Source organism: Pseudoalteromonas sp. AOP31-A2-14, from assembly GCF_052378035.1.
Taxonomy (GTDB): Bacteria; Pseudomonadota; Gammaproteobacteria; order Enterobacterales; family Alteromonadaceae; genus Pseudoalteromonas.
In genome coordinates, this window is sequence record NZ_JBQSXI010000001.1 from 2,917,825 (window position 1) to 2,932,624 (window position 14,800).

15 protein-coding genes are annotated in these 14,800 nt (G+C 40.3%); 7 read left to right on the forward strand and 8 right to left on the reverse strand.

Translation table 11 applies throughout. The features are described 5' to 3' along the window. The first annotated feature begins 6 nt into the window (after window positions 1-6). Window positions 7-495, forward strand: a complete 489-nt coding sequence (locus tag ACT3S9_RS13510; protein ID WP_441834221.1) for a DUF3299 domain-containing protein — start codon at window positions 7-9, stop codon at window positions 493-495. A 60-nt stretch (window positions 496-555) separates the two neighbouring features. Here ACT3S9_RS13510 and mutM read toward each other — a convergent pair whose 3' ends face one another. After that, entirely contained in the window at window positions 556-1,365 is an 810-nt protein-coding gene (gene mutM, locus ACT3S9_RS13515) for a bifunctional DNA-formamidopyrimidine glycosylase/DNA-(apurinic or apyrimidinic site) lyase (RefSeq protein ID WP_441834222.1), read from the reverse strand. After that, on the reverse strand, window positions 1,358-1,717 hold the full coding sequence (locus ACT3S9_RS13520; RefSeq protein ID WP_441834223.1) for a hypothetical protein: 360 nt from the start codon (window positions 1,715-1,717) through the stop codon (window positions 1,358-1,360). Before ACT3S9_RS13520 ends, mutM begins: the two co-directional genes overlap by 8 nt. 158 nt (window positions 1,718-1,875) lie before the next feature. Here ACT3S9_RS13520 and ACT3S9_RS13525 point away from each other — a divergent pair, with 158 nt between their 5' ends. Further along, window positions 1,876-2,802: a manganese-dependent inorganic pyrophosphatase gene (locus ACT3S9_RS13525; RefSeq protein WP_441834224.1), complete on the forward strand. Its 927-nt coding sequence runs from the start codon at window positions 1,876-1,878 to the stop codon at window positions 2,800-2,802. Window positions 2,803-2,887: 85 nt separating this feature from the next. Here ACT3S9_RS13525 and ACT3S9_RS13530 read toward each other — a convergent pair whose 3' ends face one another. Further along, complete coding sequence (locus ACT3S9_RS13530; RefSeq protein ID WP_441834225.1) at window positions 2,888-4,345, reverse strand: hypothetical protein; 1,458 nt, start codon at window positions 4,343-4,345, stop codon at window positions 2,888-2,890. A gap of 10 nt (window positions 4,346-4,355) precedes the next feature. Beyond that, the gene (locus tag ACT3S9_RS13535) at window positions 4,356-6,002 is read right to left on the reverse strand and encodes a TonB-dependent receptor family protein (protein WP_441834229.1); all 1,647 of its coding nucleotides are present in this window, start codon (window positions 6,000-6,002) and stop codon (window positions 4,356-4,358) included. Between the two features lie 99 nt (window positions 6,003-6,101). Between ACT3S9_RS13535 and ACT3S9_RS13540 the strand changes: the two genes are divergently transcribed. Further along, a complete protein-coding gene (locus tag ACT3S9_RS13540; protein WP_444750991.1) occupies window positions 6,102-7,307 on the forward strand; it encodes an IS4 family transposase in 1,206 nt (401 codons plus the stop codon). A gap of 14 nt (window positions 7,308-7,321) precedes the next feature. Here ACT3S9_RS13540 and ACT3S9_RS13545 read toward each other — a convergent pair whose 3' ends face one another. The 4 genes from ACT3S9_RS13545 to radC form a co-directional block, all read right to left on the reverse strand. Beyond that, on the reverse strand, window positions 7,322-7,792 hold the full coding sequence (locus ACT3S9_RS13545) for a TonB-dependent receptor (protein WP_441836259.1): 471 nt from the start codon (window positions 7,790-7,792) through the stop codon (window positions 7,322-7,324). 154 nt (window positions 7,793-7,946) lie between these two features. Continuing rightward, a complete protein-coding gene (rpmG, locus tag ACT3S9_RS13550) occupies window positions 7,947-8,102 on the reverse strand; it encodes a 50S ribosomal protein L33 (RefSeq protein WP_004587947.1) in 156 nt (51 codons plus the stop codon). A gap of 11 nt (window positions 8,103-8,113) precedes the next feature. Beyond that, window positions 8,114-8,350, reverse strand: coding sequence for a 50S ribosomal protein L28 (gene rpmB, locus ACT3S9_RS13555; RefSeq protein ID WP_008464111.1), 237 nt, complete (start codon window positions 8,348-8,350; stop codon window positions 8,114-8,116). Window positions 8,351-8,626: 276 nt separating this feature from the next. Next, entirely contained in the window at window positions 8,627-9,301 is a 675-nt protein-coding gene (gene radC, locus ACT3S9_RS13560) for a RadC family protein (protein WP_441836260.1), read from the reverse strand. Window positions 9,302-9,455: 154 nt separating this feature from the next. On the opposite strand from radC, the gene coaBC reads away from it, so the two are divergent. The 4 genes from coaBC to ACT3S9_RS13580 all read left to right on the forward strand — a co-directional run bounded on the left by coaBC (window position 9,456) and on the right by ACT3S9_RS13580 (window position 14,708). Further along, entirely contained in the window at window positions 9,456-10,649 is a 1,194-nt protein-coding gene (coaBC, locus tag ACT3S9_RS13565; RefSeq protein ID WP_441836261.1) for a bifunctional phosphopantothenoylcysteine decarboxylase/phosphopantothenate--cysteine ligase CoaBC, read from the forward strand. Window positions 10,650-10,743: 94 nt separating this feature from the next. After that, window positions 10,744-11,331, forward strand: coding sequence for a nucleoid occlusion factor SlmA (gene slmA, locus ACT3S9_RS13570; protein WP_441836262.1), 588 nt, complete (start codon window positions 10,744-10,746; stop codon window positions 11,329-11,331). Window positions 11,332-11,744: 413 nt separating this feature from the next. Further along, the gene (locus tag ACT3S9_RS13575; RefSeq protein ID WP_441836263.1) at window positions 11,745-14,504 is read left to right on the forward strand and encodes a prolyl oligopeptidase family serine peptidase; all 2,760 of its coding nucleotides are present in this window, start codon (window positions 11,745-11,747) and stop codon (window positions 14,502-14,504) included. 78 nt (window positions 14,505-14,582) lie between these two features. Further along, window positions 14,583-14,708, forward strand: coding sequence for a hypothetical protein (locus tag ACT3S9_RS13580; RefSeq protein WP_441836264.1), 126 nt, complete (start codon window positions 14,583-14,585; stop codon window positions 14,706-14,708). Window positions 14,709-14,800 lie beyond the last annotated feature (92 nt).

Consider the following 14,800-nt stretch of genomic DNA (forward strand, 5'->3'; position numbering starts at 1 on the left):
GTTGTTATGCAGTATTTTAAAAAAATAAGTGTTTTATGCTTATTGGTTGTTAGCCTCACTAGTGTGGCAGGTGAACCAAAAGAAATTTTTTGGGAAGACTTAATTCCTCAAGGGCATGTGCAAATTGATACTCAAAATCAAGCTAACCACGAAGGCTCAGAGCAAAACTGGGTACAACCAGAGTTAGACGCACCAATAGTTAAAGAACTGAACGGCCAATCAGTGAGCTTACCGGGTTTTGTTGTGCCGCTGGAAGGCGATGATGAAGTAATCACCGAATTTTTGCTTGTTCCTTACTTTGGTGCTTGTATTCACGTACCACCACCGCCGCCAAATCAAATTGTTCACGTAACCATAAAAGGGGGCGTGCCAATCGAAAGCCTTTACGATGCCATCGTAGTGACCGGCGTGATCAGCACAGAAACCTGGTCAGGCGAAATAGCCCAAGTAGGTTATAAAATGAAAGCCGTTGGCGTAGCTCCTTTTGAGCTTTAAATCATTTCGTCCTAAAAGCACTTACTGATTTAGGACGAAACTCACCCACTACACCCTTATTTATTTTTGGCACTGAGAACAATACACCGTGCTACGTTGACCTAAACGAATTTCAGTTAATGGCTGTTGGCACTTCATACATGGCTCGCCTTTGCGCCCATACACTAATAATTGCTGAGCAAAGTAACCCGGCTTACCATCACTTTGCGCAAAATCTTTTAGTGTAGTGCCGCCTTGTACTATCGCTGCTGCCAGTGTTTCTTTAATAATAGGCACTAATCGCTGATAACGTGCTAGTGAGACTTTACCCGCTTCTCGCTTTGGATGAATACCCGCTTTAAATAATGATTCATTGGCGTAAATATTACCCACGCCAACTACCACCGCGTTATCCATAATAAACTGTTTTACCGGTATTTTTTTATTTCGTGACTGCTCGTAAACACGTTTAGCTGCAAACTCATCGGTTAACGGCTCAGGGCCCAGCTTAACTAATAAAGTGTGACACTCATTGGGCGCTTGCCATAAGCAACAGCCAAAACGGCGCGTATCGTTTAAGCGCAGCGCTTTATTATTAGCAAAAATAAATTCAATGTGGTCATGTTTTTTAAGTGGCTCTGTTTTATCAACCACTCGTAAGTTACCCGACATTCCCAGGTGTAAAATCACACTGCCGAGCTCACAGTACAAAAGTAAATATTTTGCTCTGCGCTCTACTTTTGTCACTTTTAAGCCCTGAATCTGCTTTACATCATCAGGGACTGGCCAGCGCATGTTGGGATTATGGATATTCACCTGAGTAACTTGCTGGTTCAGTATGTGTGGGGTGATGCCTAAACGGCTCACTTCAACTTCAGGTAATTCAGGCATCAGCTTCACTTTTTTGAAAGTTAATTAACGACAGTAGCTGCTCGCCGGCAAGCCATAAAGCAGCAACATAAATACGCGTTAGGGTTTGCTCATTAGTTTTGCGCTCAACAAGTGTAAGCTCAACACTTTGCCAATAACTAATTAAGTCAGCAACTTGCTGCTGAGACATGAGCCCTTTTTTTTGTTCTGGAAAAGCAAGCGCTAACACAAAATTCTGTGCGGGCAACACAGCCTGTACATCTTGCTTCGTAGGCACGCTATTAAGCTTTTTGTGCAAACCATTAAAGAAGAAAATCATCAACAGCATGGAGAATATAAGCACATTGTTCCAGCCTTTGCGGCTTAACTGCATTTGAGCCCTTCCTAAAAATTCAATTAGTTAAAGTGTAACCAAAAAGAGCCGTAAATGGCAGCCGAATTTTTTATCAATAATATACAAATTCAGCAACCAGAGTGTGTCAATATTAGATAACTTTGCTAAAATAACGCAAAACTTAAGGAGCTCCGTCAATGTCAATGTATGTAGTAGGTCACAAGATCCCAGATTCAGATTCTATTTGTGGTGCAATTGCACTGGCTTATTTGAAAAACCAAATCGAAGAGCCAGCAATCCCCACTCGCTTAGGTGAAGTATCACCTGAAACACAATTTATTCTTGATAGGTTTGGTTTCGAAGCCCCGGAACTTAAATTAAGCTATGCGGGTGAAGATGTGTATATTGTAGACCACACAGAAAAAACCCAAGCTCCTGATGATATCGACCAAGCTCACGTTGTTGGTGTTGTTGATCACCACAAACTTGGTGACCTAACAAGCTCTGCTCCACTTGAGTGCTGGATCCGCCCTGTTGGCTGTTCAAATACCATTATTAAAATGATGTACGACTTTTATAATGTTGAAATTCCAAAAGACATTGCAGGCATCATGCTATGCGCAATTTTAAGCGATACCGTTATCTTCAAATCACCAACGTGCACGACCGCTGACATTAAATGTGTTGAAGCCCTTGCAGAAATTGCTGGCATCGAAGATTTTAAAGAACTTGGCATGGAAATGTTTAAAGTAAAATCAGCTGTTGAAGATACCCCTGCACGCGACTTAGTTATGCGTGACTTTAAAGACTTCAACATGAACGGTAAGCTCGTTGGTATTGGGCAATTAGAGGTTATTGATCTTGCCGTATTTGACGATATAAAAGCAGATCTTGAAGCTGATATAGCTAAATTAAAGCAAGAAGGCGGTCGTCACTCAGTATTATTACTGCTTACCGATATTATGAAAGAAGGATCGCAAATGCTAATTGCCTCAGACGATATCACCGTTATTGAAGGTGCGTACAATGTACAGGCCGAAAATGACCAAGTATGGTTAGACGGTGTACTGAGTCGCAAAAAGCAGGTTGTCCCGCCACTACAAGATACTTTTGCTAAACTATAAGTTTGGTGCGGTTTAAAGCCGCACCAAATGTCTATTTTGTTTATCAGCGCGATTTTAATCGCGCTTTTTCATAACTCGTAAATTGTTATCGAGCTCGGCGTTTTTTCAGCATCATTTTTGTACCAAATCCCGCCATTACTAACAGCAGTAATAAAGTAATTACAATCATACCATCACGCAAAATTCGCCCAGTAAACGATGTTAAGTGGCTCCATTTATGTAACAGTGAAAACGATAATCGCTCTAGACGGTCTTGACTGCGACTTTGATCAACCAAAATACCACTTATTGGATCAACGAATAGCCAACTGCTTTGAGTATCATCTAACTCAACCTTCCATACCGGTAAGCGCTTATTACGAAAATCATAATCAGCCCCATAACGAGTTACAATTTGGCTATCGTCAACACTCACTTGCTCGTCTTTTTTAAACTTCTTTGCCAATAGTGTGGCTTGGCTTTTATCGTTTATATCATTGCGCTCATTACCCGAGTATGGGTTGATATAAACGGCTGGTGCTTCACTAGGCATGCCCTTAAAACGGCTATTACGATTAGCATTAGCCACTTTTTTAGTTGCTATTCCTAAACGGTAAACAGCATTATTTTGTGCATCACTAACAACACTAATACTGGTTAAGCTTTTACTTTGATAGCGAGCAAGCCAATCATTATTTAAGGTTTGCTGTGTATTAATACACCCTATGCTCTGTAAACGTAGGCCACTAACACTTGTCGCTTGCGAACTATATAATAAGTGATAGAAGCCACTGGCAGACCAGCCAAGTAATGGTAGCCAAAGTGCATAAGCTAAATAGCGATGATAACGACGACTCGTTTGCTTTATAGCGCGTTTACGCATAGCAAACACCAACCCAAGTCCAGTAACGGCCATTGCAAATAATGTAACCATTAATAAGCCAATAATAACTAAACGGCCATACTCAATACTTTCTAACCAGGCAAAGGTATGAAGTTGCATAAATACAGCTTTTAGCGTGTTTTTAAAGCCATTAGTAATACTGGCAAGGCTGTTAGTTTCGGTAAATACATAAGTGCTAGTGCCGTTATTAAAGTCAACTTTATAAACGGGCAATAAGCGATTAACTGCGGGGTAATCATCACTAAAGTGCTCTATTACGCTTATAGCATCAATTTTATTACTGGCAATACCACTATAGTAACTGGCTAGCCACTTAGCCTGTTGTTTATCAAAATCAGTGAGGTAATCTAGAGTCTCTAAATTATAGTAATCACGGCTCGCTTTACCTTTGCGTGTAACCTGTAACAGTCCACCATACTGCTCATTAGCAACCACTTTGACCACTTGCGCGCTCGCAGTCACACTAGGCATTTTTACTAGTTGGTTAAAACCGCTAAGCTGCGCGTGGTTAAGTTGTAATTTAGGCGCTGAAAAAGCCACTGTCTGCGGGCCAAACCAGCTCATAATTGGGTGACTAATTGCGCTACCTCCCCAAATAAGTAGTGCTGCAAGCCCCCACCAACCTAACTTTTTATGCCATGTATTTAATAGTTTTCTCATCACCTACCCCTTACAAGCCATAACGAAAGCCAACAAAGAAACTTCGTGGCTGTCCAGGACGATAGCTTAAATCAGGATCGCCAACTTGGTTTGAGGTATATGACGAGTATAGCTCATCGGTTAGGTTCATAACTCTAAAATAGGCTTGCATTTTGTCGTTAATATCGTAGTTAAAACGTAAATTTATTAAGTTATGGCCGTCATCAGTTTGGGTATTAGTTTGATCGGTGTAATAACCACCTAAGTAACTGTATTCGAGTTCGCCGCGCAGGCCATTTAACCAATTAGGATAATAAACCAATCGTAAGTTACCACTATGATCAGGCGCTTTAGCTATTTTATTGTCAGCAAAGTTAAGCTCTTGCGAGCAAAAACAATCTGTGGAAAAGTAAACATAATTAAAGTCTTTATAGGTTTGGTCAGTATAAGTATAAGACATACCTAGCTGTAACTGCTTGCCCAGCATGGTGTCTACCCCTATCTCAATGCCTTTATGTTCTGTTTCACCGGCATTAGTTGTAACCCGCGATCCTGCTTCGATAATTGAAACAATATCGTCCTCAGTATTCATATCATAAATTGCGATTTCATAATCAAACTGGTTGCCAACCTGACCGCGAAAACCAATTTCAGCACTTTTACTGTGTACTGGTTCAAGCTCGGTTGAACCTTGTGAAGAGCCAGGACGAAATAAATTACCTACCGTAGGCGCACGAAAGGCATAACGGTAACTAACGTACATATTATGTGAATTGTTAAACTGATAGATTGCCCCAAGTTTAGGGCTGGTGTTGCTGTAACTAATAGTTTGGCTTTCAGGGCGCAGATGGGCGTAATCAAATGCGGCATCGCTTAAATTATTAGTGTAATCCACTTCAAAACGGTCAAAGCGTACACCTGCATTAAATCGTAGCTGCTTGTTTAGTTGGTACTCCCCATGCAAATAAGGGGAAATAGAGCGTTGGGTGGCATCATAATCGTAATTAAGCTGCCCAGTTTTACTATAGTTGGTGTATATATCAGCTTGTTGATCTATGGTTATTTGCTCTTCACGGTAACTAGCTGGTGTACTATCAATATCAACACCCGCTATAAACTCAACATTACCTGAATCACTTCGGTATCGATATTTACTCATTAAACCATAAGATTGAAACTCAGTTTCAGCTAAATTAGCATCATAAGTGATCATCCAGCTTGGCATCATTTCAGATTCATTATTACGATAATAAGGCGTAAACGACAGTAAGCTTTGCTCACTTAGCGTATAATTTAACTCTATAGAGATACGACTAGCACTGACCTTACGGTAGCCAATTTCACCATGGTAAAGGTTTTTCTCAGGGTTATTTTGATAATCGTCATACTCAAGCGATGAACTACCTGACTGGTCAATCTGTGAATGGGAACCCGTTAGCTTCAATTGCCAGTTTTTACCAAGCTCAGCATCTAAGCGACCATTTACTGAGTGACGGTCGTAATTACTCTCATCACGAAAACCATCACTTTGGGTATAGTTATAATCAACTCTACCTGCGGCATTATCATTGAGGCTATTACTGAGTGAGAGTAATCCCCGCTGCCAGCCATCACTGCCCAGCTCAGCATTTATTTCAGCAAGAAAGTCTGTGCTCGGAGCTTTGGTAATACTGTTAATAACCTAAAGTATCCCCAAAATTAGCCTTTATATATCAATGAACTAATAGTGTTAAAAAATATGGGTAGTGAGGGAACATTCATGGTGTTTTGTGATCTTATGAATCGCTTAAAAACAACAGAACTAAACACCATGAATGCGTCTACTATTTTGCACAATATGCTCCGCGCTGTCACCCCTAACTCTATTCATAAAGCCAGATTTAATACTCTAGTCGCTGCCGTTAAATCTCTTTTGCACTGTCAGCAATGCACCTTGACATCTATTGGTCGCAATTTGGATTCAAAAACAACTGAAAAACATGATATTAAGCGTATTGATCGACTACTCAATAACCACGAGCTTTTGCGTGAATCGACATCGGTTTATGTTCGCTTAAGCCGTTTTGTGGTCACTGAAAAGCATCCCGTCATATTGGTTGATTGGAGTCATGCAGATACACAAACCAAATACTGTATTCTGCGTGCTAGCATTGTCAGTGAAGGTCGCTCTTTGACCTTATACCAGGAAAGTGCATTCAGCTTTCAATATCATTGCCCAAAAGTACAAAAACGGTTCTTGAAGATGCTCAAACTGATCTTGCCGAGTGATTGTCGGCCCGTTATTGTTACGGATGCGGGCTTTAAAGTTCCTTGGCTCAAAGCCGTGCGAAACAATGACTGGCATTATATTAGCCGAGTTCGAGGTACGGCACACTTGAAAACGCAGGGCAGCGATGAGTTTGTTCCATGCCAGTCACTATTCAAGAGCAATCAACGTAAGAGCCAGTATCTTGGCGCGACCGAGCTGACCAAAAGTGCAAAATATCAAACGCATGCAGTGTTGGTTGGCAAGGGACATAAGTTATTAAAAAGAGATAAAGAACGCGGTTATAAAGAGCCTTGGCTACTCGTTTCTTCACTTCCAAAAAGGCACCATTTTCTCGAAAAAGTGCTCAAGCTATATGGTATGAGAATGCAGATAGAGGCAGGGTTTCGAGATCAAAAAAGTGTTAGATTCGGCTTAGGCTCAGATCTGCACAGAACGAACAAACTCAATCGATTAGACATACTTTTACTGCTCGCAACTCTGGTTCATTGGTTCTCAATGATGCTGGGGGCAGTGATAGACAAAGCAGGAAAGACAGGCGCTTTTCAAGCTAATTCAACCAAAAAAAGACGAGTAGTGTCATGGGCATTTGTTGGGCTGCGATACTTCAAAAAACAGTCCATTAAACTGCGACGGCGAGATTATTTGGAAGGGCTAGCCTATTTCGTACAGGTGGTAGTGAAACTCGATTGGAAAAATATGGATGGAGTGATGTAATTGAAACTTAATGATTATTTCTGGGGATCCCTTAGGTTAATAACGCCACCAATCGCATCACTGCCATAAAGTGCCGATGCGGGACCTTTTATTACTTCCAAGCGGCTACTTTGTGGCACATTGATTTCATACAAACCATTGTGGTTAAAAAAGCCCGTGGGGCGGGTAGGAATACCATCTTCTAAAAATAAATAAACGCCTGCGGTACTTAAAGGCTGACGAATCGCCGTCATATGCCCTTCACCACCTAAATTATTAATATACACACCAGCAACTCGGTTTAATGCTTCCGCTGGATGAGCTGGCGCTATGTCGGCCAGCATTTGTTCAGTAATAACTCCCACCGATTCAGAAAGTTCAACGTTTGCTTTTGCTTCTCGAGTACTGGTAACCACCATATGTTCTAAGTTTTCATTATTTGGTGTTTGTGCGTTTATCGATGAGCTAATAGTAAGGGTAAGTATTGAGAGTTTTGTGAGCCGCATTTTTTATTTTGTTTTTAGAAAATTTGGATTATTTTAATAACTTAGTCAGCGGATGTCGCTGCGACATATTGTCACACCCAAATTTTATAAACTCTAAAAACAAAAACCCAGCCTAGATAGGCTGGGTTTTTAACATTCTCTGAAAGAACTAAAATTACTTGATTTTAGCTTCTTTGAAAATCACATGTTTACGAGCCTTAGGATCGAATTTTTTGATTTCCATTTTTTCAGGCATGTTACGCTTATTTTTGTCAGTAGTGTAGAAAAAACCAGTACCGGCAGTTGAAACTAAACGGATCTTATCGCGCATGATTCAGCCTCTTAAACTTTTTCGCCGCGAGCACGGATTTCTGTAAGAACCGTGTCGATGCCTTTTTTATCGATAATACGCATACCTTTAGTAGTAGTGCGTAATGTTACAAAACGTTTTTCACTTTCAACCCAGAAACGGTGTGTTTGTAGGTTAGGTAGGAAACGACGTTTAGTCGCGTTTCTCGCGTGTGAACGGTGATTACCAACCGCTGGACGCTTACCTGTAACTTGACATACTTTAGACATGTCTATATATCTCCAATAACTTCGCTCGAGCTTAATTTTCCCTAAGGCCATGTATTTTGAGCCCTAGGTATAAATCGAAGGGCGCTCTTTATACAGCTTATACAGGCAAAGATCAAGTATTTGATCTAATTCAACCAGCTCATATGTAAATTTGATAGCGGCCAATTATAAAGATCGAATGCCCTTAGGGAAAGTAAAAACTGCATTTAAATTAAACTAATTTCAAAAAAAACGCTAAACCGCTCATTTTTAACACTGTTAAGCATTTAACAAAGTTTAAATAAAGCCTCGCTCAGCAAACGAAACGCAATTATCTCCACCCACAACGATGTGATCGAGCACATTTATGTCAACCAATTGTAATGCCTTTTGTAGTTTTTGGGTAATTAACTTATCTGCTTGGCTTGGTTCTGCAATTCCTGATGGATGATTATGCGCTAATATTAATGCAGCAGCATTATTTTTAAGCGCCGCTTTAACAACTTCTCGCGGATACACCGATGCCGCATTAATCGTTCCGTAAAATAATGTCTCATCTTTAATCAAACGATTTTGGCTATCGAGATAAAGCACCATAAACACTTCTTGCTGTAAACCTCGTAACTGAATAGTTAAATAATCATAGACCGCTTGTGGTGAGTTAAACACGGCATCACGCTGGCACTGTTCAAGCATATAACGCCGACTTAGCTCGAGCACCGCTTGTAACTGTACAAATTTAGCAACTCCTAGCCCTTTTTGTGTACAAAACTCATCTAAGCTTGCATTAAACAAATTATGTAAGGTGTTATTTTGGCTCATTAAGTGCTGTGCTAATTCAATGGCATTCATGCCAGGCAAACCTGTACGTAAGAATATCGCTAATAATTCAGCATCACTCAAGGCACTAGCACCCTTTGCTAATAGTTTTTCTCGTGGTCGTTGCGATAACGGCAAAGAAGTTAACTGCATTATTTCGTCCCTAAAATAAAATGTACTCTTTTAACTGTAATGCAAAAATAAAATTTTTCCTGCTCTTGTTATCTAAATTCAATTTAATAAACGTCGTGCCTGCTTTAAAGATTTGCTATCGTTAAGACATATCAATATTAGGCATTAATGAGTTATGACAGAGTTAGCAAACAAAAAAATTTTACTGGGTATCAGTGGCGGTATTGCAGCCTATAAATGCGCCGAACTTGTGCGCCGCTTAAAAGAACGTGGCTGTATTGTAAAAGTAGTGATGACTGATTCAGCTAAACATTTCATCACCCCACTAACAATGCAAGCAGTGAGCGGTGAAGCGGTATCTGACTCATTACTCGATCCATCAGCAGAAGCCGCCATGGGCCATATTGAATTTGCCAAATGGGCTGACTTAATTTTAGTCGCCCCTGCCACCAGCAATATTATTGCTAAAATGTCTGCGGGTATCGCCGATGACTTATTAACCACCTTATTACTGGCAACCCCCGCTAAAGTGGCTGTGGCTCCTGCAATGAATCAGCAAATGTATGCCCACCCTGCAACTCAAGCTAATTTAAACACCCTAGCAGAGCGCCAAATAGCAATTTGGGGCCCGGGTAAAGGTGAGCAAGCCTGTGGCGATGTAGGCGCTGGCAGAATGCTCGAACCTCACGAGCTTGTAGAGCTATGCACCCAAACAGCAAAGCCACAACTACTAAGCGGTAAAACAATTACCATTACCGCAGGGCCAACTCATGAAGCGCTTGATCCGGTACGTTTTATATCTAATCGCAGCTCAGGAAAAATGGGGTATGCCCTTGCCGAAGCCGCCCTTGAATTAGGGGCTAAAGTGAATCTTATTTCTGGCCCAGTAAATATTAAAGCGCCGGTAGGGAGTAATTTGATAAACATAGAAAGCGCCGAACAACTACTTAATGAATCGCTCAGGCTTGCTGTACATTCAGATGTATTTATTGGCTGCGCGGCGGTCGCTGATTATCGCGCAAGTAACGTTGCGGCTCAAAAAATGAAAAAACAAGGTGATGAACTAATACTTACATTGACTAAAAATCCTGACGTCATAGCAAGTGTTGCTAAACTTACTAAGCAGCGCCCTTATACCGTTGGCTTTGCCGCTGAAACACAAAATGTTGAGCAATATGCCCAAGGCAAACTTAAAAATAAAAATTTAGACATGATTTGCGCTAACGATGTATCGAAAGTAGGTGTTGGCTTTAACAGCGACAATAACGCGCTAACCCTATTCTGGGTTGATTCAAATCGCACACTACCACTTAGTAGTAAAACCGATTTAGCCTTAAAAATCATGAGTGAAATTGCCCAGCGTTTGTAAAAACGCTGGAAAGAACCTGAATAAAACATTAACATGAGCCTTTCATTTGCAAAAAATAGACACTGCAAGTAATAAATTTAAGAAAGGAATGTTCATGCCTGCGACAAAAAGAAGTAATCGCAAAGAGCAAATACTGCAAGCCCTAGCACAAATGTTAGAAACAAGCCCAGGACAACGTATTACCACAGCAAAGCTGGCTGCTGAAGTAGGCGTTTCTGAAGCTGCACTTTATCGCCACTTCCCAAGTAAAGCACGTATGTTTGAAGGGTTAATTGAGTTTATTGAAGATACCTTACTGTCACGAATCAACTTAATTTTAGAAAACGAAAAAGAAACCCAAAGCCGTATTTACAACATTCTATTATTGCTACTCGCTTTTGCTGAAAAAAACCCTGGTATTACGCGTATTTTAACAGGCGATGCCCTACAAGGTGAGCAAGAGCGTCTGCGCGAACGTGTGCAAGGCTTATTTGAAAAGCTCGAAACCCAATTAAAACAAGTATTAAGAGAGCGAAAGCTTCGCGAAGGTAAAACCTTCCAAAGTGATGAGCTTACGCTTGCAAACTTTTTACTGGCGTACATTGAAGGCAAAATGAACCAGTTTGTACGCAGCGATTTTAAAGCAAATCCAAGCGTCCAATTTGAAAAGCAGTGGCCTGAACTACAAAAAATTTGGTTATAGGCTAAATTCACGACTCCCAAGAGCTGATTATATTCATCAATCCAATTAACCGCTAAAACCTCTTCGATCTCACCTATTTTGTCTGCAATTTATAGTTGAGATCTTAGTGCCCCACCGCGACCTTTTGCGTAAGATAAAAAACGTACATAACCGTTCGTTACTTTTCGCTGATGACCCACTGCAATATTTGAATAAGTAAAAAGAGCCGAACGCACGCGACCAAACCAGTAGTTCTTCAAACACCAACATAGTCTCATACAAAAATAAGACAGGAACAAAGTTTAGTCCCTATTTATAACTTGCCGCTTTAACCTTGTAACTTTCAACCTCCATTTTTGACCACTTATCGTATCTACTCGAATCATTATTGAAACGCGTTACAATGAGTGACCACTGTAAAACGAGAAATAATAATGAAAGCACAATTTTCCTTACTCAGTTTAGCGTTAATTTCAAGCCTGAGTAGCACTGCATTAAGTGCCAAAGAAGCATTGCAATTTAAAGACGTGTTTGACTTTAAATATGCACAAGAAACGCAGTTATCTGAAAACGGCCAGATCTTTAGTTTTAGTGCAAAACCCTATCGAGGTGATAGCAATGGCAAAGTGTACAACTTAAGCAGTAATAAATTAATTGCAGAGGTTGAACGCGGCACTGCTCCGGTTATAAATAAAGCCAGTAATTGGGTCGCTTTTACACAAGTCCCGAGCTTATTGGAAAAAGAAACCAGCAAGAAAGAAGATCAGCTTAAAAATAATCTTGTATTAGTGAATAGCCAAACTAGCGAGCAAAAAAACTTTAGTGATGTAAAAGACTATAAACTGTCTGATGATGGTGTATGGCTTGCTTATCGGGTTGATAAAGAAACTAAAAAATCAACAGATGAAACACCTGAAAAAATCAGCGAAATAACGCCAGATAAAAAAGATAACGCTTTTGATCTGGTTGTTATTAACCTCGATAACCAAACCACTCATAAGCTCGATAATGTGTTTAGTTATGCCATTAGCGCCACCGGCGAGCAGTTATTGGCAAGTCAAAGTTACCTTGATGGCAACGATAACCAAGTCATACTTGTTGAACTTAACAATGATTTTAATACTAGCGTGTTAATTGATGAACCGGGTGTGATCGTAAATAAAATAGCATGGCAGCCAAAAAGTAATACCGCCGCATTTACACTAGGTAACTATGTGAATGACGATACTCGCAGGCGCAATTATAGCTTACAGCTTTGGAGAAATGATTCTCTTAGCGCTATTAATTCAAGCAACACAAACAACAAAAACTGGCGAATAGGTAAAACGGCCAAACTTGAATGGTCTGATGATGGCGATCGCTTATACTTTCAAAACCACCCAAAACTTGCAGAAAAAGTAGCCGCAAAAGAATATACCGATGAAGCTTCACTGTATGACCCTGCCACAATTCGCGAATACAAAGAACTAAACGTTTGGCACAATAACGATGCAGAGATAAAACCTCGCGAAGAACAGCAGTGGAATAAAACCAATAAAAATCGCCACTACCAAGCGGTTTACCATATTAATAACGCTAAGGTGGTGCAATTAACCACACCAGAAATTGCTGAAACTGAACTTAACACTCAACGTACGGCATTACTGGGCTACTCTGATAAGCCTTATTTAGAACGTATAATGTACGATGGTTTTTTTGCTGACTATTACGCTATTGATGTACCAACGGGTACTCACAGTGAAATTGTTAAAGAATACCCATTTAAACCCAGCCTATCGCCCAATGGCAAGTTTGCGACGTACTTTAAAAATGGCCAGGTACAATTAAAAGACTTAGATAATAATAAAATCACCGCACTTACAACTGCAATTAAAGCAACGTTTGCTGATGACAAGCACGATTACCCTTCTGCCCAACCTAGTTACGGCGTAGCAGGTTGGCGTGTTGATAGCAGCCAAGTATTAGTGTATAGCAAATACGATATTTGGGCATTCGATGTCAAAAGCCAACAAGCCACACAGCTTACTCAAGGTAAAGAAACCAATACTCAATACCGTGTTATCAAGCTTGATAAACAACAAGTCGGCTTTAAAACCAACGAAACATTATTATTAAGTGCCAATAACTTACAAACAAAACAAACCGAAGTAGCCAAGCTAAATTTAGCAAGCAATAATGTAACAACCATACTTGCCGGTAAAAAACGTTTTGATGTAGTGAAAAAAGCCAAAAATGCCGACAAGTACCTATTCACAGAACAAACCTATCAGCAGTTCCCTGACTTTTATCAAACAGATTCGAGCTTTGAAGAGCCGCAGCGTGTTACTGATTTAAATCCACAAATAGCAAACTTTGCTTGGGGCCAAAAACCTGAACTTATTAATTACAAAGGTTTTGACGGAGAAGACTTACAAGGGGTATTACTCAAGCCAGCAGGCTACAAAAAAGGCGACAAAGTACCAGTAGTTGTGTATTTTTATCGTTATATGAGTCAACGTATGTATGACTTTCCTAAAATGGAATTAAATCATCGCCCCAACTTCCCTATGTTTACCTCAAACGGTTATGCGGTATTTTTACCTGACATTCGCTTTGAAATAGGTCATCCGGGTAAATCATCAACTCAAACCATGATCAATGCCACCCAAAAACTGATTGATTTAGGGATTGCTGATCCAGATAAAATTGGCTTACAAGGCCATTCTTGGGCGGGTTATCAAAGTGCTTTTATGATCACCCAAACCGATATGTTTAAAGCCGTCGTATCAGGCGCACCAGTATCAAATATGACCAGTGCTTACAGCGGCATTCGTTTAAAATCAGGTCTAGCCCGTCAGTTTCAATATGAGACAGGACAAAGCCGTATCGGTAAAAGTTTATTTGAAGCACCAGAACTTTACATTGAAAACTCACCGGTATTTTTTGCTGATAAAGTGAATACGCCGATCTTAATTATGTTTGGCGATAAAGATGATGCCGTACCATGGCATGAAGGTGTGCAGTATTACCTAGCACTTCGCCGTGCCGGTAAAGATGCAACATTTTTACAATACGAAGGTGAGCCCCATCACTTGAAAAAGTTTTCTAACCAAGTGGATTTTTCAGTAAGAATGATGGAATACTTTGATCATTACTTAAAAGGTAAGCCCGCTGCAAAATGGATGACAAAAGGTGAAGCATTTATAGAAGAGTAATAATTCACAGAGCAGCCAAATAAAAAGTACCTTGTAGGAGGTGCTTTAGCGCCAAAAGAGTTTAAAGTAGGCTCATTCATGGCTAAAGTCACTTCCTATCAGCCTAACCCCAGTCGTCCGTTAGCGATTACCACCTATTTTAGCTTTAGCACTGCCCATTTATTAGAGCACTCCACAGATCATCGGCCAACCGGCACAAAGTGATAACGCAATATCACTTTGTATAAGCGACATTGCCGCAAACCTTTTGGTGTACGGCCATTTGCTCAATCTTATTATTAATATTACGTAGTGAA

Bases quoted from the DNA above. Each gene is read 5' to 3' on its own strand.
- ACT3S9_RS13510 (WP_441834221.1), top strand. From the start codon at position 7: ATGCAGTATTTTAAAAAAATAAGTGTTTTATGCTTATTGGTTGTTAGC.
- mutM (WP_441834222.1), bottom strand. From the start codon at position 1,365: ATGCCTGAATTACCTGAAGTTGAAGTGAGCCGTTTAGGCATCACCCCA.
- ACT3S9_RS13520 (WP_441834223.1), bottom strand. From the start codon at position 1,717: ATGCAGTTAAGCCGCAAAGGCTGGAACAATGTGCTTATATTCTCCATG.
- ACT3S9_RS13525 (WP_441834224.1), top strand. From the start codon at position 1,876: ATGTCAATGTATGTAGTAGGTCACAAGATCCCAGATTCAGATTCTATT.
- ACT3S9_RS13530 (WP_441834225.1), bottom strand. From the start codon at position 4,345: ATGAGAAAACTATTAAATACATGGCATAAAAAGTTAGGTTGGTGGGGG.
- ACT3S9_RS13540 (WP_444750991.1), top strand. From the start codon at position 6,102: ATGAATCGCTTAAAAACAACAGAACTAAACACCATGAATGCGTCTACT.
- ACT3S9_RS13545 (WP_441836259.1), bottom strand. From the start codon at position 7,792: ATGCGGCTCACAAAACTCTCAATACTTACCCTTACTATTAGCTCATCG.
- rpmG (WP_004587947.1), bottom strand. From the start codon at position 8,102: ATGCGCGATAAGATCCGTTTAGTTTCAACTGCCGGTACTGGTTTTTTC.
- rpmB (WP_008464111.1), bottom strand. From the start codon at position 8,350: ATGTCTAAAGTATGTCAAGTTACAGGTAAGCGTCCAGCGGTTGGTAAT.
- radC (WP_441836260.1), bottom strand. From the start codon at position 9,301: ATGCAGTTAACTTCTTTGCCGTTATCGCAACGACCACGAGAAAAACTA.
- coaBC (WP_441836261.1), top strand. From the start codon at position 9,456: ATGACAGAGTTAGCAAACAAAAAAATTTTACTGGGTATCAGTGGCGGT.
- slmA (WP_441836262.1), top strand. From the start codon at position 10,744: ATGCCTGCGACAAAAAGAAGTAATCGCAAAGAGCAAATACTGCAAGCC.
- ACT3S9_RS13575 (WP_441836263.1), top strand. From the start codon at position 11,745: ATGAAAGCACAATTTTCCTTACTCAGTTTAGCGTTAATTTCAAGCCTG.
- ACT3S9_RS13580 (WP_441836264.1), top strand. From the start codon at position 14,583: ATGGCTAAAGTCACTTCCTATCAGCCTAACCCCAGTCGTCCGTTAGCG.